This window comes from Pseudoalteromonas sp. PSi26 (genome assembly GCF_054960575.1).
In genome coordinates, this window is record NZ_JBHNYT010000008.1 from 32,776 (window position 1) to 54,484 (window position 21,709).

The following is a 21,709-nucleotide window of genomic DNA, read 5'->3' on the forward strand; positions in this document are numbered from 1 at the left end:
TATACAATATTAATTTATAATTAGTTTATGTGGTTAGAACAGTTGCTGGTCTTTTGGAGTATCAATGGATAAGGTATTTATATCTCAATTGCACGTCGACACTATTATTGGAGTGTACGACTTTGAAAAAGAAAGTAAACAGAGCCTTTATTTTGATATTGAAATGCTAAGTGATATTAAACCAGCCGCCGCAAATGATGACATTAATCTAGCACTTGATTACGCAAAAGTAAGCGAGCGTGTCATTGCGCATAGTACAGCTAAACCTGTTGAGTTGCTTGAAACACTTGTTGAGCAATTGGCTGACATTATTTTAACGGAATTTAATACAACTCAAGTTAAAATTAGAGTTAGTAAACCTGCTGCAGTTGCGCAAGCGCAAACTGTAGGAGTAGAAATAACACGTAATAAGGCAAGCGTTTAAATGGCGCAAATATACATTAGCCTTGGATCAAATATTAACAAAGAGCACTATATGCAAAGTGCCTTAAAAGCACTTAAAACGCATTTTGAAAATATAGAGCATTCGTCTGTTTTTGAAAGCGAAGCTGTCGGTTTCGTAGGTAATAACTTTTATAATTCGGTCGTTGGGGCAAAAACAGACAAGCCGTTAGCTGAAGTGTGTGCATTACTAAAAAAAATAGAGCGTGATAATGGTCGCACACCGAACGATAAAAAGTTCAGCCCAAGAACTCTTGATTTAGATTTATTGTTTTACGATGATGTGATTTGCGATAGCCCCGCGCAATTACCACGTGACGAAATAACCAAAAATGCATTTGTATTACAGCCTCTCAGTGAGGTTGCCCCCGGTTTTTATCACCCTGTAGCTAAGCAAACAATTGCTCAATTATGGAATGCATATAATAACCCTCAACAAAAACTATGGAAGGTGGAGTTTTCTAACCCATGAGTATTTTAGAAATAGTAATTTTAGCGCTAATTCAAGGTTTTACTGAGTTTTTACCCATATCTAGCTCGGCACATTTAATTTTACCCTCACAAATATTAGGGTGGGAAGACCAAGGACTTGCTTTTGATGTTGCAGTGCATGTAGGGACATTAATAGCGGTTGTTATTTATTTTCGTAAAGAGGTGGCTGACATTCTCAGTGCGTGGTTTAAATCGTTTGGCACACAAGGTAAAACAGACGACAGTAAACTTGGCTGGTGGATTATTTTAGGGACAATACCTGCTGCTGTATTTGGTTTGTTACTTAAGGATTTTGTTGAGTTATACCTACGAAGTGCATGGGTCATTGCAGCCACCACCATTATTTTTGGTTTGCTGCTCTGGTACGCTGATGCCAAAGGAAAACAAGTTAAAACAATTTATCAACTTAATTGGAAGTCGGCTCTTATGATTGGCTTGGCACAAGCCGTTGCTATGATACCGGGAACGTCTCGTTCAGGTATTACAATGACAGCGGGTTTAATGCTAGGTATGAATAAGCAAAGCGCAGCGCGCTTTTCGTTTTTACTCGCCATTCCTGTTATTTCAATGATGGGTCTTTATTACACAATAGAGCTTGCATTGGGCGACCACGTTGTTGAATGGGGCACATTGTTACTAGGGGTGGTACTGTCCTTTTTATCTGCTTATGCGTGTATTTATTTATTTTTAAAAGTGATTGAACGAATGGGAATGTTACCTTTTGTAATTTACCGATTAGTTTTAGGTTTAGGTTTAATCGTTTTTTTAAGTATGTAGATTAATAGCCTCAGTATTATGAAAAAAGCACCGTTAGGTGCTTTTTTGACTTATAAATTAAGTAGATAGGCCTCAATAAATTGACTTTGATTAGGTGCTTTAGGTGATGTTTTAAACGTTAATACACCGTCGTTTTGGCGAAGCTTTAGTTTATCGCTAAATTGACAGTTGATTGTGTTGAAGTGCGCTATATCTTTTTTAAACTTTATATCTTTTTTACACATATTAACCATTTCATCTGCTACTTGAGCACAAAAAGAACCAACCGCATAAGTCTGCAGAAGAGTGTCATCAATTGAATCCCATTGTATAGTCGTTTTAATACTTAGGCCGCACTGATTTGTGACTGAATCGTTTGCGGTATCTATTTTTGATTGTTGATATTTTAAATGCTTTTGACGGTTAAAAAGAGCAAGTTCGGCTTGAGTCCCTTTATTGATATGCTGTTGATACTGAGCCTTCAAATCTTCAACAATAGCAGGGTTAGCCCCTTCTTTTTTTGCTAAATAAATACCTTCTCTCGTGTCTGGTATGTATAAAGTATAGCTGCAACAACGGTAACCCTTATCAATGCTTATTAAGCTTCGCTCAGTTCCATCGTATGTAAATTTATAAGCTTTATTACTCCCTCGTGGCTTTAGATCCATTAAAAATGTGATGCCATCAATGTCGTGGTTGATCCCGGTTACTTTAACAAGTGCTTGTTTTTGATCTTTAGTAGGAGCTATTACAACACTGTAGCCTTCTTGAGAAATAAGCTCTATAGGATATTTTGCAAGATCGAGGGCAAAACTCTGCGACGATAAAAATAGAAAGGTCAAAAATAATAACTTCTTCATAGAAAATCCTTTTAAATAATTAAAAACGTATGCGCATGTGAGTTTATAGCATTGATACTACTTGATCAAAAGTGAGTACAGTTAGCTAAGTTGAACGAATAACAGTTAAAAGTTAAAGGCGATGATATGCACTTTTTAACCCATCGAAATACCTACATATAATGGTAAGTAAGCGCGAAATTTGGCATTATAGCGCCATTAAGCTTTGCACAGCTGCAAAGTGAGCATACGGTTTAAGGAAAGTATATGCATATTCATATTTTGGGCATTTGCGGTACGTTTATGGGCGGTATTGCAGCCATTGCTAAGTCACTTGGCCATAAAGTAACAGGTTCAGACCAAAACGTTTACCCACCTATGAGCACCCAACTTGAGGATCTTGGTATTGAGCTTACTCAAGGTTACGACGTATCTCAACTAGAGCCAAAACCCGATATGGTTGTGATTGGTAATGCGATGAGCCGAGGTAACCCTTGTGTTGAATATGTGTTAGATAACAGCTTACCTTATACCTCAGGTCCAGAGTGGTTAAAGCATAACTTATTGCAAAACTCTTGGGTGCTCGCGGTGGCTGGTACGCATGGTAAAACAACTACAGCGAGTATGCTTGCCTGGATATTAGAATATGCTGGTTTAAAACCGGGGTTTTTAATTGGCGGCATAGTGCAAAATTTTGGTGTGTCGGCAAAGGTAGGTGAAACGCCTTTTTTTGTAATTGAGGCAGATGAATACGACACCGCCTTTTTTGATAAACGTAGTAAGTTTGTGCATTACCTGCCACGTACACTTATTTTGAATAACTTAGAGTTTGATCACGCCGATATTTTTGATGATTTAAACGCAATTAAAAAACAATTTCATCACTTAATGCGTACACTACCTCACAGCGGTAAAGTCATTTGGCCAAAACAAGACAAAGCACTTGAAGACGTAATATCGCAAGGGCTATGGAGTGAAAGCGAAACGTTAGATGGCGATTGGGGCTATGAACTAATTAAACCCGATGGCAGCGAGTTTGATGTACTTTTGAATAATGAGCAGCAAGGTACGGTTAATTGGGGTGCAATTGGCGAACATAATGTTAAAAATGCGATTATGGCAATTGCCGCTGCGCGCCATGTAGGGATTGCTGTTAGTCATAGTATTGAGGCACTTGCCGAGTTTATAAGCCCGAAAAGGCGAATGGAACTCAAGGCCGACATAAACAGCATTAAGGTGTATGACGATTTTGCTCATCACCCAACAGCGATTAAAACAACCTTAGCGGGTTTACGCGCTAAAGTCGGCAATGAAAAAATTATTGCTATTTTAGAGCCCCGCTCAAACACCATGAAAATGGGTGTACATCAACACACGTTACTTGCTTCATTGGCTGAGGCTGATGAGGTGCTTTTGTTTGAACCTGAAAACTTAGGTTGGTCGCTTAAAGAACAAGCCCAAACAGCGGGTATGCAATGCTTTAACAGCACACAGTTGATTATTAATACGGTGCTTGAAAATGTGCAGCCTAATCAACACATTTTAATAATGAGTAATGGCGGTTTTAATGGCCTTCATCAGCAACTTGTTGATGGTTTGGCTGATAAATACAGCGGAGAATAATTTGCAATTTAAAGATAAAATCACCTTAGCGTTTAGCGGTGCCTCTGGCGCACCATATGGTTTAAAGCTGCTTGAAGTGTTACTAGAGCAGCAATACCAAGTGTATGTCCTTATTTCGAGCGCAGCCCGAGTTGTGCTTGATACTGAGTCAAACATAAAGCTCTCGGCAAATGAAGATAAAGCCACTGAGCAGTTAAATACGCTATTTGATGCACAGCCACAACAATTACAAGTATTTGGTAAAGATAACTGGTTTAGCCCTGTAGCCTCTGGCTCTGCAGCGCCGAAAAAAATGGTTGTGTGTCCATGCAGTGCGGGGTCAGTATCGGCGATTGCGGTAGGCGCATCTGATAATTTACTAGAGCGTGCGGCTGATGTGGTGATTAAAGAACGTGGTCAGCTTATTTTAGTGCCGCGCGAAACGCCTTTTAGCGAGATCCATTTAGAGAATATGCTGAAGCTATCGCGATTGGGTGTAACCATTATGCCCGCAGCCCCTGGCTTTTATCATAAACCGCAAAGCATAGAAGATTTAGTTGATTTTATGGTGGCACGCATTTTAGATCACTTAAACATTGAGCATACTCTAACAAAACGTTGGGGCTATGGTGAGGGTAAGTAATGAGTAAGCAAAGTATTGCATTAAATATTGAAGGCCTTACCAAGGTATACAAAAACGGCGTAGAGGCTGTTAAAGGTGTTGATTTACAGGTAGAAGAGGGCGACTTTTTTGCATTACTTGGGCCAAACGGCGCAGGTAAATCAACAACCATTGGTGTTATTTCGTCCTTGGTTAATAAAACTGAAGGTAAAGTGGAGGTATTTGGTTGCGACATCGATACCCATCTTGAAGCTGCCAAGGCGCATTTAGGTCTAGTGCCACAAGAGTTTAACTTTAGCCAGTTTGAAACGTTGACCCAAATATTAGTAAATCAAGCGGGTTATTATGGTGTGCCGCGCAGTGAAGCACATAAGCGCGCAGATAAATATTTAGCTCAGCTTGGGTTACTTGAAAAAAAAGATAAACAAGCGCGCTCTTTGTCTGGCGGTATGAAGCGTCGTTTAATGATTGCGCGCGCACTGATGCACGAACCCAAGCTGCTGATTTTAGATGAGCCAACAGCCGGTGTTGATATAGAGCTGCGCCGCTCAATGTGGGAGTTTTTACGCAAAATTAATGAACAAGGCGTAACTATTATTTTAACCACGCACTACCTTGAAGAAGCTGAGTTATTATGTAAAAACATCGCTATTATCGATAGCGGGCGCATTGTTGAAAACACGACGATAAAAGCACTACTTGCAAAGCTTGATAAAGAAACGTTTGTACTTGATTTAAAAATGCCAGCTAAGCCAGTCACGTTGCAAGGTTATAAATTTACCATGACGGACGATCATACTATTGAGGTTGAAGTAGCTAAATCACAGGGCTTAAATGCAGTGTTTAGTGCGCTTACAGAGCAAGGCAATACTGTATTAAGTATGCGTAATAAGGCCAATCGATTAGAAGAGCTATTTGTAGGATTACTAGAGCAAGGGCGGGGCGAATAAATGTTTAAATATGGCGTAGCGCTAAAAAGTATATGGATTAAAGAGTGTATTCGTTTTCTACGTATTTGGGTGCAAACTCTAGTACCACCTGCCATAACAATGAGTTTGTATTTTGTTATTTTTGGTAACCTCATAGGCTCGCGCATTGGTGAAATGGGTGGGTTTAGTTATATGGAGTTTATTGTACCGGGCTTAATAATGATGTCGGTTATTACAAACTCATATTCTAATGTGGCTTCTAGTTTTTACTCGACTAAATTTCAAAAAAGTATAGAAGAGCTGCTTGTTGCGCCAGTGCCTAATTACATTATAGTACTAGGCTATATGGGCGGTGGTATGACTCGCGGCATGATGGTGGGCTTTATTGTTACCTGTGTATCGCTGTTGTTTGTTGATATTCAAATACACAATATATTTGTAATTATGGCAACGGTAATTTTAACCTCGGCGGTGTTTGCGCTAGGTGGTTTAATTAACGCTATTTACGCTAATAGCTTTGATGACATTAGTATTATTCCCACATTTATACTTACTCCGCTAACGTACTTGGGTGGCGTATTTTATTCAATTACCTTGCTACCTGAGTTTTGGCAAAATGTATCGCAAATCAACCCTATCATCTATATGGTTAACGCATTTAGGTACGGGTTTTTAGGTGTATCGGATGTTGATTTAACCATCGCATTAGGTGTTATTTTAGTGTTTATTACCGTGCTATTTACTGTTGCGCTTACATTAATCAAAAAAGGTGTGGGGCTAAGACACTAATGAGTGATGCAAATTCTCGAAGTATTGTATCTAATCAGGCCGGTATTCACGAAAAGCTTGATGAAATAGTAAATAAGCATTTAAACGCCGAGTTTAAAAAGCCTATTGCAGCACACACGCAAGCGGCATTTGATGAGGTTAATGAAAAGGTTAAGGCATTTAATGGCCCTCTTATTTTAGACTCTTGCTGTGGTGTAGGTGAAAGTACAGCTAACTTAGCTAAGCTTCATCCTGATGCTCTTGTGGTCGGGATTGATAAGTCGTCGCATAGGCTTGATAAACACGACGTTCAATATAAGCAAAGCGACAGTGGTCAGTATATTTTGGTACAGGCTGATTTAAATGATTTTTGGCGCTTAGCAGTTGCAGCAAATTGGCAGCCTAGCCACCACTATTTGTTGTATCCAAACCCATGGCCTAAATCTAAACATATTCAACGCAGATGGCACGGTGCAGCTATATTTCCTTATATTGTTAAGTTAGGTGGCTTATTAGAAGTACGCAGTAACTGGGATATATATGTTAAAGAATTTGCAAGGGCGCTTGAACTAACCAGCCATATTTGCGAAGTGCAGCCTTATCACAGCGACGATGCAATCACCCCGTTTGAGCGAAAATATTGGGCCAGTGGTCAGCAAAGTCACCGGCTTGTTATTGATTTAACTTAAGTTATGTTTAAGCGTTTTTCTATCGACTCAAAATAGCTTTATCACTAACGTTTGGTTAATTAACTGACTAATTCAGCATTTTCTGGTGTAGCAAATTGTGGCGCAGGTTGGGCAAAATGGTTACCCTGCATTAGCGTCACATTTGCTTTTTGAAGCGCATTTACGATGGCTGCGTTTTCTACAGATTCAGCAATAAGCAGTAAATCTAATTGGTTAGCAAATGCTGCTATATGCTCAATAAATAAGTAAATGTCGTTATCGTGTATTATCTGTTTTATCAATTCGCCATCTAACTTAATACCGTCAACTTCAAGTTTTAGGACATTTGAAATATTTGAATAACCGCTACCAAAGTCATCAATTATTACCTTAACCCCTTTACTTTTAACCATAGAAATAAATGCTTTAACTTCAGAATAATTTGCAATCGCTTGGGTTTCTATTAACTCTAAAGTGATATTGCTTGGGTGCGGATAGCGCTTAAGCTCGTTTGTGATGAATTCATTCAAGCTTGGGTCTAACATGTCTTGCGCTGTTATATTTAAGCTCCAACAAATGTTCGTTTTTCTAAAGCGGCTAATGCACTGTGAAAATATAGTGCGGGTTAATAACCCGTCCATTCTGGAGCGAGTAACTACATTTAAAAACGCATCAGGTTTTAAAATCTCTCCGCTTGCGGTAACCATTCGCGCCAAACATTCGTACTGCACTATCTGATTTGTTTTGGTATCTATTATTGGCTGAAAGTAAGGCACAATACGGTTGTTATCAAATGCATCATGCACTTCTTTGGCCATTTCTACATTATATTGATATTGAGTTTTAACATCGTGAAGTGCTTTAGAATAATTAATAACTGTGTGTCTACCTTGCTTTGCTTGTAGTGCAGCAATATGAGCATTTTCAAGTAATAGCGATTTATTACCCGTCGCAATACCAGCACACAATGTAATGTATATAAATGGATCAGTTAATAAAGGCGTATTGGCATTATAGGTTTCGATTAAATCGTTCAGCTCTTCATAAGGTGTTTCTTTAGGTGATAGCAGCACCAATTTATTGGTGGCTAAGCGGTATAAATGACAGTTGGCAGAACAGCGGCTTTTAAAATGCATAAGTAAGTTTTTCATTACTTTATCGCCGATTTCGGTGCCGTAAAAGCTATTTATATCTTCAATTTCATTAACCCAGACAACGGCTAACTGCATATGATGACTGTTACTTTTTTTAAGTAAGTATTCCAACGCAATGTGGTTTTCAAACCCTGTACTGGAGTCAGTTGCTAATGAGCGCTTAAGTAAGTAAACATAAATAGCGGCAACGAGTACAGCTATAAAAAAGAAGAAGCTTGCCATAGCTGCTGCTTTAGAGACGCTTTCGCTTAGCTTTTGGTTAAGATCAAGAATCGTAATATCAGCGCCAGTAAGGTAAGTTTTACCTGTTTTATCGTCAACAAAAGGGATAAATATAGTTTTAAAGTGCCCCCATTGATCGGCCGATACTTCAAATACCGGCTCAGTGGAGTAAAAAGCGCTTATGTTGAGATCGGTTGCTTCTGGGTATATATCTAAATATTGCGTTATTTTGCCATTGTTCATATCGTCTTGCGTATAGCTAGATGCAGTAAAATATACGCGGTTATTTTTTAATATCATTGCATATACATATGCCACATCAAGCGCTTGTGCAAACTCAGAAAGCTGCCTGCTTTTGACTTCATAGTCAAAAAAATTAATTTGACCGTTTTGATTCATGGTATTTAGGTAGTCATCACCGAGTATATGCTTAACACTGGCTGCGGCATTAAGAAGGCGCGCATCAACAGATTCCATAATTTCAGCGCGGGTTGTCTGGTAGGTGTAGTAAATATAGACCACTAAACTGAATAAAAATAAAGCAAAACCAGCCACTAACCAGCTCACTTTCACTCTTCCCTTAAGCATTGCCTGTCCCTTTTTTGTTGTTTTAATGATTATACTTAAAATACAAAATTGCCCAATAAATAATTAGTATTTATTAAATTAAATAAAATTTTAATTAAATTAACACTTTTTTGTCATGCGAGGTGTTGCTTTTAAGGCTTTTAACGAGACATTTTACTTATATTGCAGTACAGTTAGCGCAATTATTTAGAAACACTATTGCTTAACTTACCGCCATATTTGGGCGTTTTTACTAGTTAAACAAGTGTTTTAGCAACACACACACTAGGTATTAAGATGGATCAAAAGCGTTGTGCCGTCGCCTCTAAAGAAAGCCTCAAGCGTATATTTACTGTACCTGAAGCGCCTGACTCAACTTTAAGCAAAATTGAGCTTGAAATATCGAGTAATTTAGCAGGTTTTTTAAACGAAAATATAGCGGCAATCGAAAAACCATTACATGAAATTGAAAAAGACTTTCAAGCTGCGGTGATCCCAGAAAACCCAACGTTTGTATCTGCTTATGCTCAAGACATAATGGAGCAACTTGTTGCGCATTCTGTGCATACGGCTGCACCAAGTTTTATTGGTCATATGACATCAGCTTTACCGCATTTTTTACTGCCACTTTCAAAGTTGATGGTGGGACTAAATCAAAATCTAGTAAAAATTGAGACATCTAAGGCATTTACTCCACTTGAGCGTCAGGTGTTAGGTATGATGCATCATTTAGCCTATGGCCAAAATGATGCGTTCTACTCTAAATGGATGCACAGCGCTAAAACCTCACTTGGCGCATTTTGCTCAGGTGGCACGGTTGCAAACATTACTGCGCTTTGGATTGCTCGAAATCGTTTGTTAAAAGCCGATGGTGAATTTACCGGTATTGCAGCCCAAGGGCTAGTGGCTGGTATGCTGCATTATGGATACAAAGGCTTAGCGGTATTAATTTCAGAACGTGGTCATTATTCACTAGGGAAATCGGTTGATTTATTAGGGATAGGGCGCGACAACTTAGTTGGTATTAAAACAACGGATGACAACAAGGTCGATGTAACTGCCATGCGAGACAAAGCCCGCGAACTTGAGTCCAAAGGCATTAAAGTAATGGCGATTATTGGTGTTGCAGGTACAACCGAAACCGGCAATATTGATCCGCTTAACGAAATGGCTGATTTAGCGCAAGAGATTAACTGTCATTTTCATGTTGATGCAGCATGGGGTGGAGCAACGTTGTTATCGAACACGTACCGTCCTTTGTTGTATGGTATTGAGCGAGCAGACTCAATTACAATTGATGCCCACAAACAAATGTATGTCCCGATGGGCGCAGGTTTAGTGTTATTTAAAGATCCCGCTGCAACCGATGCAATAGAACACCATGCTGAATATATATTGCGTAAGGGCTCTAAAGATTTAGGTAGCCACACACTCGAAGGTAGCCGCCCTGGTATGGCTATGTTAGTGCATGCTTGCTTACGTGTTATTGGCCGTAAAGGCTATGAAATGCTAATAGATAGAAGCATTAAAAAAGCAAAATATTTTGCTGATTTAATCAAAGCAGATGAAGATTTTGAGCTTATTTCAGAACCTGAACTGTGCTTGCTCACTTATCGTTATGTGCCAAAACAAATAAAACAAGCGATTGCTGAGGCTGATGAAAAAACACGGATTGATATTTTTGCCTCACTAAATCGTTTTACAGCCAGTATGCAAAAACGCCAGCGTGAGTCAGGTCGTTCGTTTGTGTCGCGTACTCGTTTGACCCCAGCTCAATACGATAATCAACCTACGGTTGTGTTTAGGGTTGTACTGGCTAACCCGCTTACCTCGGGTGTGATTTTAAAAGAGATATTAGCTGAGCAAAAAGAGCTTGCTAAAACAGACCCTGTATTTAAAAAGTATTTAAGCAAATACATGAAATAGTAAATGCCGCATTTATAAAAAAGACGCTAACAAGCGTCTTTTTTATTGCTTGGTTAAAAGCAACAGGCTTTTATAATATTGCTAATGATGTGCTGTGAAGGCTTTATTTTTTCCATAGCTAAAAATTCGTCAGGTTGATGCGCTTGGTTAATTGAACCCGGCCCCATAACTATGGTTTCACAACCTAGTTGCTGAATAAAAGGTGCTTCTGTACAGTAATTAACAGCAATGGCTTTTTGGCCTGCTATTTTTTCTGCAAGTTGAACTAGCGCACTGTCGGTATGGCCTGTAAATGCCGGTATTGGGTCGTGCAGGTCAATTACACTCACTGAGTTAGGGTATTGTTCGTTAATCTCTTTTGTTGCATCTAGAAGCAGTGCTTGCAACTCTTGCACGCTAAGCCCTGGCAATGGGCGCATATCAATATGCATTTCACAACAACCACATATTCTATTTGCGTTGTCACCACCATGAATATTACCCAAATTTAAAGTAGGATAAGGTATTTCAAAGTGGCTTAGTGAATACTTATTCTTTAATTGCTCTTTTAAGATCAGTAATTTTGAAGTCACTTTATGCATAACTTCAATGGCGTTTAGACCACGTTCGGGATCTGAGCTGTGCCCTGAGCGTCCTACGACTCTTATAGCTGTACTCATATGGCCCTTATGTGTAAATACCGGAGTCATATCAGTGGGTTCACCAATAATACAGCGTGCTGGCTTTAAGTTAGGATGTTTGCAAATTTGCTGTGCGCCTGCCATTGTTGTTTCTTCATCGGCGGTAGCAAGTATTAAAATAGGCTGTGTTTGTAGTTTTTCATCTAGTTCGCTTATAGCTTGTAATACGAAAGCAAAAAATCCTTTCATATCAATACTGCCTAGCCCATACAGTTTGTTGTCGAGTTCTGTTAATTTAAACGGATCATGATTCCAGCGGCTGTCATCAAACGGCACTGTGTCGGTATGCCCAGCAAGCATTAAACCGCCATCGCCAATGCCACGTTTTGCTAATAAGTTATAACGCCCTTTTTTACCTTCAAGTTCTATTATTTCACAGGTAAAACCGAGCGTTTCACACCAGTGGGCAAGTAACTCGATAACGTTTTTATTACTCATGCATTCGCTGTCTTCAATTGCACTGATAGACGGGGCTGCAATTAATTGCTGGTACATAGAAATAAACGAAGGCAAAGACATAAAAAATTCCAAAATAACTATTCAATTTAATTGCATAACAATATAAAAGTATTTATTATGAATATCAATTCACTTTTTAAGCATAAATATATTAAGTAACACAATGAAGATAATGCGACGATAATCAAAATTCATTAACAAAAAAGACTTACTTAGCATCTAAGCTAGTGTAAGCGAACACATAAATAAGTAGTAATAGATTTTAAGATAGTGAGCAAATAATGAATGTAACGATTATTGGCGCAAGTGGTTACAGCGGCGCAGAACTAGCAAGCCTTATTGCTAAACACCCAAGTTTAACTTTATCAGGTTGTTATGTATCTGAAGGTAGCCTAGACAAAAATAAATTACTGAGTGATTTATACCCAGAACACTTAGGCTTACTTGATATTCCTTTACTTCCTCTTACTGACTCAGCGTTCAACGACATTAACGCGAATGCAGATTACATATGCTTGTGTACCGATCATAAAGTAAGTGTAGATTTAGCCCCGCAATTTTTAGCAATGGGTAAAAAGGTATTTGACTTGTCTGGTGGTTACCGCCTTGCAAGCAATGACGATTATGTTACTTATTACGGCTTTGAACATAAGCACCCTGAGCTGCTAAATGAATCGGCATACGGTTTAGCAGAGTGGAATAGCAATGCAATTGCAAATGCAAAGTTAGTGGCTGTTGCGGGTTGTTACCCTACTGCGGCGCTGAATGCGTTAAAGCCACTTCAGCAAGCAGGTTTGTTAAGCGACGACAAAATTATTATTAATGCAGTATCGGGTGTTACCGGCGCAGGGCGAAAAGCCAGTGTCGGTACTCATTTTTGTGAAGTATCGCTAGCGCCATATGGTTTATTTAATCATCGCCACGGACCAGAAATAGAGCAACACCTTGGTCATCAGGTTTTATTTACACCTCATTTAGGTAACTTTGCTCGCGGTATTTTAGAAACCATTTACGTGCAACTAAAACCTAATGTTACAAGTGAGCAAGTGGCTAAGGCCTACAGCGTGCTTGAAAACGAGCCTTTAATCCGCTTATTAGGTAGTAAGATCCCGTCAATTAAGGGAGTTGCAAAGCAGCCTTATGTTGATATTGGTTGGCAGCAGCAAGGCTCTCAACTCATTGTTATGGCAGCTATTGATAATTTATTAAAAGGTGCTGCAGGGCAAGCCCTGCAGTGTATAAATTTATCAATGAATTTAGACCACACCACAGGCTTAAAAGGAGCGTTTTAATGGCTAAAAAAACGTGGGTTATTAAGCTTGGCGGCGCTGTACTCAATACTGAAAATGCTGCTCATGCGTTATTTGATGTGTTGTCTAATCAGCCAAGTCATAACTTTGTAATTGTGCATGGTGGCGGGGCATTAGTCGATACATGGTTAAAAGAAGCCGGTTTTGTTAGTGCTAAGCATCAAGGTTTACGTATTAGCCCGGCAGAACAAATGCCCCACATAGTTGGTGCACTTGCAGGCTGTGCAAACAAGCAGCTAATGGCTCAAGCTATTGCTTCCGGCCACAAACCTGTTGGTTTAAGCCTTTACGAAGCAGGCGTAGCCGCATCGCAAAAGCTCAAAGCATTGTGTTTAGTAGGTAAGTGCGAAAGCAACGATGACTCTATCATTAACGATTTACTAAAAATTGGGCGCCTACCTATTGTTAGCTCTATAGGATTTGATGAACAAGGACTTTGGTACAACGTTAATGCTGACGAGGCAGCAGCAGCTATCGCAAATAATTTAAATGCAGAACTTATTTTTATGACTGACGTAGAGGCCGTGCTTGACGCTAATAAGCAGCCGTTACATAACCTTGACACAAAACACATTGAGACTTTAATTGCAGAGGGAGTAATTGTGGGCGGGATGGAGGTCAAAGTTAAGACCAGTCTTCACGCTGCCCTACACTTACGACGCGGTGTGTATATTTCCAGCTGGCAAAAGCCAGAAAATTTAACTGCTTTGCTAAACGGCGAGCATGTCGGAACGAAGATTACACCATAGGGTTACCATGTTAGAGAATTTTTTAACCGGTCTAGAGTTAGACCAACAAGGCGCACTTGAATTATTAAAGCTAGCGCGTGATTTAAAAGCAAATCCCGAGAAATACAGCCAAGTATTAGCGGGCAAATCAGTGGTTACACTATTTGAAAAACAGAGCTTACGTACGCGTTTATCGTTTGATATTGGCATTAACCGTTTAGGTGGTCACGCTGTATATTTAGACCAGCAAAATGGCGCTATGGGCGCACGTGAATCAGTAAAAGACTTCGCGCTTAATATTTCTACATGGGCTGATGGTATTGTAGCGCGTGTAAACCAGCACAGTACGTTAACCACCTTAGGTGAGTACTCGAGTGTACCTGTAGTTAATAGTTTGTGTGATTTATATCACCCATGCCAAGCATTGGCAGACTTTTTAACGCTTCAAGAAGTACATGGCGATGTAAGCGAGCTTAAAGTCGCTTATTTGGGTGAAGGTAATAACGTTACCCATTCATTAATGCTATTAGCGGCAACACTCGGTACTGATTTTGTTGCTGTTACGCCAAAAGGGTGTTCGCCTGATTCGCAAATTCTTAAAAAGGCTGAGCAAATAGCAGCTATGAATGGCGCATCAGTCATGGTAAGTGACCGTGTAGAAGCGGCGGTTGGTGCAAACGTTGTTTACGCCGATACATGGGTTTCAATGGGGGACGATACGCCGCTTGAGCAAGTAAAAGAAAAATACATGCCTTATCAGCTAAACCAAGCATTGCTAGATCAAACAGGGGCGACTACGGTATTACATTGCCAACCGGCACACCGTGAGTTTGAAATTACCTCTGAGGTAATGGACGGCCCAGCATCAAAAATTATTCAACAAGCAGAAAATCGCATGCATGCGCAAAATGCTCTGCTAGTTACATTACTAAATCCAAATTTTGTTAAGGAACACCTATGAGTTCAATTAAAAAAGTCGTTTTAGCCTATTCAGGTGGTCTAGATACATCGGCTATCGTGCCATGGTTAAAAGAGAACTACGGCTGTGAAGTAATCGCGTTTGTTGCCGATGTAGGCCAAGGCGCAGAAGAGCTTGAAGGCGTTGAAGAAAAAGCCATCGCATCAGGCGCATCTGAATGTTACGTAGTTGACTTAAAAGATGAAATGGTAAGTGACTACATTTACCCAACGCTTAAAACGGGTTCTATTTACGAAGGTACGTATTTACTTGGTACCTCTATGGCGCGCCCAATTATTGCTAAGGCGCAAGTAGAAATTGCACGCAAAGTAGGGGCTGATGCACTTTCACATGGTTGTACGGGGAAAGGTAACGACCAAGTACGTTTTGAATCGTGTTTTGCAGCGCTTGCACCCGATTTAAAAGTTATTGCGCCATGGCGTGAGTGGGACTTATCAAGCCGTGAATCACTACTAGATTACTTAGCTGAGCGTGATATTCCGTGCTCTGCTTCAGCAACAAAAATTTACAGCCGTGATGCAAACGCATGGCATATTTCGCACGAAGGCGGCGAGCTTGAAGATCCATGGTGTGAGCCTAGCGATCAAGTTTGGACCTGGACTAACTCTCCAGAGCAAGCCCCAGATAAAGCCGAACTTGTAACATTAAAAGTAGTTGAAGGTGAAGTGGTTGCCGTCAATGGCGAAGAGCTTAAACCTTATGATTGTTTAGTTAAATTAAACGACATTGCATCACCGCATGGTGTTGGCCGTGTTGATATAGTAGAAAACCGTTTAGTCGGTATGAAATCTCGCGGTTGTTACGAAACCCCAGGTGGTACCGTGATCATGGCTGCGCTTCAAGCAATAGACGAGCTAGTACTTGATAAATCAAGCCGTAAGTGGAAAGAAGTATTAGGCGGCGAATTTTCGCACTTAGTGTACGACGGACGTTGGTTTACGCCACTGAAAGACTCTATTTTAGCGGGCGCTGAGGCACTGTCTACATTAGCAACGGGTGAAGTGGTACTTAAGCTTTATAAAGGCCAAGTGACTGCGGTTCAGAAAAAATCACCTAACAGCCTATACAGCGAAGACTTTGCAACCTTTGGCGAAGATGATGTGTATGACCAATCACATGCTGAAGGCTTTATTCGTTTGTTCTCGCTTTCAAGCAGAATTTCGGCGTTGTCTAAAAAGTAAATTTTACGCCCCTTGTAAAAGGGGCATTACAGGGTTTGGAGATATTTCATGGCATTATGGGGCGGACGTTTTTCTACGGGTCCAGACGAGGCGTTTAAGCAATTTAACGACTCTCTTCCATTTGACTACCAATTAGCAGAGCAAGATATTATTGGCTCTGTGGCATGGGCTGGCGCACTTGAACAAGTTAACGTGTTATCAAACGATGAGCACAAAGAATTAGTATCGGCATTATACGAGTTACTCGAAGAGGTAAAAGCAGATCCAACCGCTGTAGCTACCTCAGGTGCTGAAGATATTCATTCGCACGTTGAAGCGGCTCTAATTGAGAAAGTGGGTGATCTAGCTAAAAAGTTACACACAGGCCGAAGTCGTAATGACCAAGTAGCCACCGACTTTAGATTATGGTGCCGTGATACTGCCGATCATATTTTAAAAGCCATTGCCCAATTAAAAGCTGAGTTTGTTGCGTTGGCCGAACGTGAACTGGGGACTATTTTACCAGGTTATACCCATTTACAACGTGCACAACCCGTATTATTTAGCCACTGGTGTATGGCATATGTTGAAATGCTAGAACGCGACGAAAGCCGTTTGCAAGACGCTAAAGCCCGTATGAACTATTGTCCGCTAGGCAGTGGCGCGTTGGCTGGCACTGCTTACCCAATTGACCGCCAAACACTTGCACAAGGGTTAGGCTTCACTGGAGCAACAAAAAATAGCCTTGATGGCGTTTCAGACCGTGACTTTGTTGTTGAGCTATTAAGTTGTGCTTCAATTTCAATGATTCATTTATCGCGTATGTCTGAAGATTTAATTTTTTATAACTCAGGTGAAGCGGGCTTTATTGAGCTTGCCGACAATGTTACGTCTGGCTCGTCTTTAATGCCGCAAAAAAAGAATCCAGATGCACTTGAGCTTATTCGTGGTAAAACAGGCCGTGTATTTGGTGCTTTTAGCGCCATGATGATGACCCTTAAAGCATTACCACTTGCATACAATAAAGATATGCAAGAAGACAAAGAAGGCATTTTTGATGCAATGCCAACATGGCTTGCGTGTATTCATATGGCACAAGCGTGTATTAAAGGCGTAAAAGTAAAAGGTGAGCGTACATTGGCTGCGGCAAAAGGTGGCCATGCAAATGCAACCGAGCTGGCTGATTACTTAGTGGCTAAAGGGGTACCTTTTAGAGAGGGGCATCATATTGTAGGTGTGTTGGTGCAGCTTGCAATAAGTGAAGATAAAACCCTTGAGGAGCTCTCACTTGAGCAATATAAATCAGTAAATGATGTATTTGAAGACGACGTTTATCCGGTACTTGAAATAGACGCCTGTATTAAAGCGCGTCAAGCAATTGGCGGTACCTCTATTGAGCAAGTCACTAGCGCAATTAAAGCAGCCAAAAAAAAACAGCAGATAACGGTTCGTGATGCCAACCTAGACGACGTTGAATCAATTGCAAAGCTTATTCAACATTGGGCAACCGTCGGCGAAAATTTGCCGCGTGCTAAAAGTGACATGGTGCATTCAATTAATGAATTTGCTGTAACCGAAATAGACGGCAAGGTGTCGGGCTGTGCATCGCTGTATATATACGATACCGGCCTTGCAGAGATACGCTCTTTGGGTATTGATCCGCAAAGTGCGGTGACTGGGCAAGGGCGGCAATTAGTTGACCATTTGCTAATAAAAGCCAAAAAATTGGCACTTAATCGCGTAATTGTGCTTACTCGCGTGCCAGACTTTTTTGAAAAACAAGATTTTGCTTTTTGCAGTAAAGACAGCCTGCCTGAAAAAGTGATGAAAGATTGTGAATTGTGCCTTCGTAAAGAAAACTGCGACGAAGTAGCAATGGAATACATTTTAAAGCCAAGTAACAAAGCGGCGATCCCGTGTAAATTCGTGGCTTAAACTCCCTGGATACAAAAAACGTACGGTTACCCCTGTGCGTTTTTTTATGCCTTAGCACATCTGGTCGGATGTGTTTTGGGTGTTTAAACTTTGTGATTTACCTAAAAAAATAAAATTTAAATAAAAGTTGGTATATAGCTTGCTAATAGTTACGTAGTTATAAAATAGCAACTACCACCATGAGTTGTGCATATACCTACACAATGGTGTGATTTAGTTTTACGCCAATTAAATTTAAACTTTTATAAGGATCAATTACATGCAAATTTCAGCTAATAGCCAAGTGCAAATGCAAGCATACAACAAAACACAACAATTACAGCCTGCGGCTGAACAAACTGCTAGCACTAAAACCCTACAATCTGATACAGTAAGTTTTTCGCAAGAAGCAATGAGCGCATCGAGCGAAGACATCCAACGTTACGGGGTTCTTCTTCCTGGTCACATAAAGCCAAAGTAATTTAATATAAGGTTGTAAATGTTTTTAACTGAGTTTTTTGGTTTCTTCTCACTATCTGCCTTTGCCATGTGGGGCTTTTTGATGGCGTTTTTTTTCAATTTATTTGTTTATTCGCTGGATTTAAAAAGAAACACAACTTTGCTACTGAGCTCGTTTATTATGATGGTCTCTTATACCTTATCGGATTACTTTACTACATGGCTTTCTATAAAAAATATTACCTACTTAGATTGGGCTTTGTATGACTTTTCAACCATATTTGCTTTATCTATCTGCTTTTTTGTAATAAAAAAAACTACCTCATCTTTTTTGTACTTATTAGTTGGTTTGAACGTTAATTCTGCATTCTTTATTTTTATGCATGTAGACCTCCATATTCTTGAAAATCGCGATCCATGGTTACTTTGGGATGCTTATGTTTACACTGTTAACTTAGTTGATTTAACTATGATTGTTGCATTAATAGTTGATAGAGATATTTTAGGTCTGCATAAACTTAAAAATACAATATGCAAATTACTAAATCCAAAGGCTAATTTAAAAGTACCCTAGTTTAAAATTCATTTTTATTTTTACGATGAAAAAATAAAAAATCATAAATTAAAGTACGGTAGCTTTACTTCAAGTGACTATAGTGTAACTACCAGCCATTATAAAGTATTAAGCCACTGTCACTCAGCTTTAGACTGTAAAACAAAAGCATACTCCTAAAACTTGGTAAACAACTAAATCATGAATAGCTTTAAATACAGCCCCAACTATCTTCGTACATTAGCGCATTAGTACAATGGGGTATTTTTTAATGTATTTTTTGTCCTACTTGGTTTTAAGCATATACAAACCCATCCAATTAAATATGTATTTACCGGCCAGAACTGTTGGCTCTTACTATGTAAGCGATTACCATGTTAGATGATCTGATGTTAACCCCAGATGTAAGTTTTTATATTGGAGCATTGGTACAGTGGGGTTTTTTAATGGCCTTTTTGTACTCATTAGTTTCTAGCATTAATACACCTGACAAAAAGCGTGTTTGGTTATCTCTAGTGATGACGGTTTCATATCTATCAAGCCTTTTTATAGATATTCAAACAATTCAGTACCTCGATTTTTTTTATTTTGATATAGCTACTATTTTTGCCCTAGTGGTACTTAATTTATTTATTAAAGAGAGGTTTATATTCGTTTATTTACTAGTGGGGCTCTCAGTGAATGCCATCTTATTTTTAGGAATGCATTTGGATACCGTGGTTTTTAATAACTACGAGCCTTGGCTTTTTACAATAGTTTATTCTTGGCTAGTTAACTTTAACGACTTTGCCATGGTTGCCGTTTTTTTCATTAAAAAAGATTTCTTGCGTTTGGTTAAATTGAAAAATGTTGTGTTGAATCGTAAAACATCGGTGGCTATGTAATGGGTGTTTTTTTGGAGGACTTCTTTTGGAGCCTCGCTGAAATTAGCGAGCTCTTAGGCATACTTATTACATGGTTATTTGTTTTTACATTTTTATATAACTTGTCGGCGGCCATTAATAAATCAGACAACAGCCGTACTCAACTGTCATTCATTATGATGGTTTCTTACACGTTGAGTTTGTACATAAATATATACACACCACTACGGTACCTACAATTATTTTCCTTTGATGTCGTCACTATTGCCGTTATTTTGATTTGGCGATTGTGCTTAGGTAAAGTTATCCCTATTGGCTTTTATTATTTAATAGTAGGGCTTTGTATTAATGCAGCGCTTTTTATGGCCATGCATATTGATCGAATAGTAAGCACAAATTATGAGTTTTGGTGGTTGTGGATGCTTTATGGCTTTTCAACACTTATTGTTGATTTCATAATGGCTGTAGTACTTATTGCTAATAAAGATATTTTAGGTTTGGTAAAACTGAAAAATATTTTACTGAATCGTAAAACACCGGTGGCTAGGTAATGGGTAGTTTTTTGGAGGACTTATTTTGGAGTCTCGCTGCAATTAGTAATCTCTTAGGTATACCTATCACATGTTTATTTGTTTTTGCATTTTTATATAATCTGTCTACGGCCATTAATAAATCAGACAATAGCCGTACTCAACTGTCATTAATTATGATGGTTTCTTATACGTTGAGTTTGTTCATTGACATGTATACATCATTCCTGTTCCTAAAATTATTTGCCTTTGATGTGGTCACTATTGCCGTTATTTTTATTTGGCGGCTGTGCTTAGGTAAAGTGATCCCTATTGGTTTTTATTATTTAATAGTAGGGCTCTGTATTAACGCATCGCTTTTTATGGCCATGCATATCGATACTATAGTAAATCCAACACATGAATTTTGGTGGTTATGGATGCTTTATAGCTTTTCAGCACCTATTGTTGATTTCATAATGGCTTTAGTACTTATTGCCAATAAAGATATTTTAGGGTTGGTTAAATTGAAAAGTGTTGTCTTGAATCGTAAAACACCGGTGGCTAGGTAATGGATAGTAATTTGGAAAGTATATTCCTAAGTATTGCTGAGATTGGTGCGCCTCTTGGTATTTTTATTACGTGGCTATTTGTTTTTACTTTTTTATATAATTTATCCGCGGCTATTAATAAACCTGATAATAGCCGAACTCAACTGTCATTCATTATGATGGTTTCTTATTCGTTGAGTTTGTACATATATGCATATACGCCATCGGTGTTTTTACAATTATTTGCCTTTGACGTTGTTACTATTGCCGTCATATTTATTTGGCGGCTGTGCATGGGTAAAGTTATCCCTATTAGCTTTTATTACTTAATTGTAGGGCTATGTATTAATGCAGCGCTTTTTATGGCTATGCATATTGATACAATAATACAGCTTTATGGTGGATATTGGTGGTTATGGGCGGTATACGGGTTGGTAGTGCCGCTTGTTGATATAATAATGGCTATAGTACTTATTGTTAATAAAGATATTTTAGGGTTGGTTAAATTAAAAAATATTTTACTAAATCATAAATCAAAGCCGGTGAAATAAGGAAAGT

General features: G+C 39.2%; 23 protein-coding genes. 20 read left to right on the forward strand and 3 right to left on the reverse strand.

The window, feature by feature from the left end; genetic code table 11:
- Positions 1–64: 64 nt before the first annotated feature.
- The 3 genes from folB to ACFI34_RS10385 are packed head-to-tail and all read left to right on the forward strand — an operon-like array spanning position 65 to position 1,710.
- Positions 65–424, forward strand: coding sequence for a dihydroneopterin aldolase (gene folB, locus ACFI34_RS10375; protein ID WP_006791567.1), 360 nt, complete (start codon positions 65–67; stop codon positions 422–424).
- The gene (gene folK / locus ACFI34_RS10380; protein ID WP_462673422.1) at positions 425–913 is read left to right on the forward strand and encodes a 2-amino-4-hydroxy-6-hydroxymethyldihydropteridine diphosphokinase; all 489 of its coding nucleotides are present in this window, start codon (positions 425–427) and stop codon (positions 911–913) included.
- A complete protein-coding gene (locus tag ACFI34_RS10385) occupies positions 910–1,710 on the forward strand; it encodes an undecaprenyl-diphosphate phosphatase (RefSeq protein ID WP_462673423.1) in 801 nt (266 codons plus the stop codon). Before folK ends, ACFI34_RS10385 begins: the two co-directional genes overlap by 4 nt.
- A gap of 50 nt (positions 1,711–1,760) precedes the next feature.
- Here the strand turns inward: ACFI34_RS10385 and ACFI34_RS10390 are convergent, their stop codons facing one another.
- Positions 1,761–2,549 carry a hypothetical protein gene (locus tag ACFI34_RS10390; protein WP_462673424.1) on the reverse strand — a complete coding sequence of 263 codons (789 nt, stop codon included), beginning with the start codon at positions 2,547–2,549 and terminating at the stop codon, positions 1,761–1,763.
- A 246-nt stretch (positions 2,550–2,795) separates the two neighbouring features.
- Here ACFI34_RS10390 and mpl point away from each other — a divergent pair, with 246 nt between their 5' ends.
- The 5 genes from mpl to trmB are packed head-to-tail and all read left to right on the forward strand — an operon-like array spanning position 2,796 to position 7,138.
- Positions 2,796–4,151: a UDP-N-acetylmuramate:L-alanyl-gamma-D-glutamyl-meso-diaminopimelate ligase gene (mpl, locus tag ACFI34_RS10395; RefSeq protein WP_462673425.1), complete on the forward strand. Its 1,356-nt coding sequence runs from the start codon at positions 2,796–2,798 to the stop codon at positions 4,149–4,151.
- A gap of 1 nt (position 4,152) precedes the next feature.
- Positions 4,153–4,773, forward strand: a complete 621-nt coding sequence (locus tag ACFI34_RS10400; RefSeq protein ID WP_006791563.1) for a flavin prenyltransferase UbiX — start codon at positions 4,153–4,155, stop codon at positions 4,771–4,773.
- On the forward strand, positions 4,773–5,702 hold the full coding sequence (locus ACFI34_RS10405) for an ABC transporter ATP-binding protein (RefSeq protein ID WP_462673426.1): 930 nt from the start codon (positions 4,773–4,775) through the stop codon (positions 5,700–5,702). Before ACFI34_RS10400 ends, ACFI34_RS10405 begins: the two co-directional genes overlap by 1 nt.
- Positions 5,703–6,470 (forward strand): ABC transporter permease, encoded by a 768-nt coding sequence (locus ACFI34_RS10410; RefSeq protein WP_462673427.1) that lies wholly within the window; start codon positions 5,703–5,705, stop codon positions 6,468–6,470.
- Positions 6,470–7,138: a tRNA (guanine(46)-N(7))-methyltransferase TrmB gene (gene trmB / locus ACFI34_RS10415; RefSeq protein ID WP_462673428.1), complete on the forward strand. Its 669-nt coding sequence runs from the start codon at positions 6,470–6,472 to the stop codon at positions 7,136–7,138. The genes ACFI34_RS10410 and trmB overlap by 1 nt, the downstream gene beginning before the upstream one ends.
- Before the next feature lie 59 nt (positions 7,139–7,197).
- Here trmB and ACFI34_RS10420 read toward each other — a convergent pair whose 3' ends face one another.
- Positions 7,198–9,081 carry an EAL domain-containing protein gene (locus tag ACFI34_RS10420; protein ID WP_462673429.1) on the reverse strand — a complete coding sequence of 628 codons (1,884 nt, stop codon included), beginning with the start codon at positions 9,079–9,081 and terminating at the stop codon, positions 7,198–7,200.
- Positions 9,082–9,357: 276 nt separating this feature from the next.
- Here ACFI34_RS10420 and panP point away from each other — a divergent pair, with 276 nt between their 5' ends.
- Positions 9,358–10,986: a pyridoxal-dependent aspartate 1-decarboxylase PanP gene (gene panP, locus ACFI34_RS10425; protein WP_462673430.1), complete on the forward strand. Its 1,629-nt coding sequence runs from the start codon at positions 9,358–9,360 to the stop codon at positions 10,984–10,986.
- A gap of 53 nt (positions 10,987–11,039) precedes the next feature.
- Here the strand turns inward: panP and argE are convergent, their stop codons facing one another.
- Entirely contained in the window at positions 11,040–12,185 is a 1,146-nt protein-coding gene (gene argE / locus ACFI34_RS10430; protein ID WP_462673431.1) for an acetylornithine deacetylase, read from the reverse strand.
- Between the two features lie 221 nt (positions 12,186–12,406).
- Here argE and argC point away from each other — a divergent pair, with 221 nt between their 5' ends.
- From argC to ACFI34_RS10485, 11 genes are all read left to right on the forward strand, one after another.
- The gene (argC, locus tag ACFI34_RS10435) at positions 12,407–13,417 is read left to right on the forward strand and encodes an N-acetyl-gamma-glutamyl-phosphate reductase (RefSeq protein WP_462673432.1); all 1,011 of its coding nucleotides are present in this window, start codon (positions 12,407–12,409) and stop codon (positions 13,415–13,417) included.
- Positions 13,417–14,184 (forward strand): acetylglutamate kinase, encoded by a 768-nt coding sequence (argB, locus tag ACFI34_RS10440; protein WP_462673433.1) that lies wholly within the window; start codon positions 13,417–13,419, stop codon positions 14,182–14,184. Before argC ends, argB begins: the two co-directional genes overlap by 1 nt.
- Before the next feature lie 7 nt (positions 14,185–14,191).
- Positions 14,192–15,124 carry an ornithine carbamoyltransferase gene (locus ACFI34_RS10445; RefSeq protein ID WP_462673434.1) on the forward strand — a complete coding sequence of 311 codons (933 nt, stop codon included), beginning with the start codon at positions 14,192–14,194 and terminating at the stop codon, positions 15,122–15,124.
- Positions 15,121–16,323 carry an argininosuccinate synthase gene (locus ACFI34_RS10450; protein WP_286890498.1) on the forward strand — a complete coding sequence of 401 codons (1,203 nt, stop codon included), beginning with the start codon at positions 15,121–15,123 and terminating at the stop codon, positions 16,321–16,323. Before ACFI34_RS10445 ends, ACFI34_RS10450 begins: the two co-directional genes overlap by 4 nt.
- A gap of 48 nt (positions 16,324–16,371) precedes the next feature.
- Complete coding sequence (gene argH / locus ACFI34_RS10455; protein WP_410899110.1) at positions 16,372–18,237, forward strand: argininosuccinate lyase; 1,866 nt, start codon at positions 16,372–16,374, stop codon at positions 18,235–18,237.
- Between the two features lie 259 nt (positions 18,238–18,496).
- Positions 18,497–18,697, forward strand: coding sequence for a hypothetical protein (locus ACFI34_RS10460; protein ID WP_286890501.1), 201 nt, complete (start codon positions 18,497–18,499; stop codon positions 18,695–18,697).
- An 18-nt stretch (positions 18,698–18,715) separates the two neighbouring features.
- Entirely contained in the window at positions 18,716–19,249 is a 534-nt protein-coding gene (locus tag ACFI34_RS10465) for a hypothetical protein (protein ID WP_286890503.1), read from the forward strand.
- A gap of 353 nt (positions 19,250–19,602) precedes the next feature.
- Positions 19,603–20,112 carry a hypothetical protein gene (locus ACFI34_RS10470; protein ID WP_462673435.1) on the forward strand — a complete coding sequence of 170 codons (510 nt, stop codon included), beginning with the start codon at positions 19,603–19,605 and terminating at the stop codon, positions 20,110–20,112.
- Entirely contained in the window at positions 20,112–20,642 is a 531-nt protein-coding gene (locus ACFI34_RS10475) for a hypothetical protein (RefSeq protein WP_462673436.1), read from the forward strand. Before ACFI34_RS10470 ends, ACFI34_RS10475 begins: the two co-directional genes overlap by 1 nt.
- The gene (locus ACFI34_RS10480) at positions 20,642–21,172 is read left to right on the forward strand and encodes a hypothetical protein (RefSeq protein WP_462673437.1); all 531 of its coding nucleotides are present in this window, start codon (positions 20,642–20,644) and stop codon (positions 21,170–21,172) included. Before ACFI34_RS10475 ends, ACFI34_RS10480 begins: the two co-directional genes overlap by 1 nt.
- Positions 21,172–21,702, forward strand: a complete 531-nt coding sequence (locus ACFI34_RS10485) for a hypothetical protein (protein ID WP_462673438.1) — start codon at positions 21,172–21,174, stop codon at positions 21,700–21,702. The genes ACFI34_RS10480 and ACFI34_RS10485 overlap by 1 nt, the downstream gene beginning before the upstream one ends.
- Positions 21,703–21,709 lie beyond the last annotated feature (7 nt).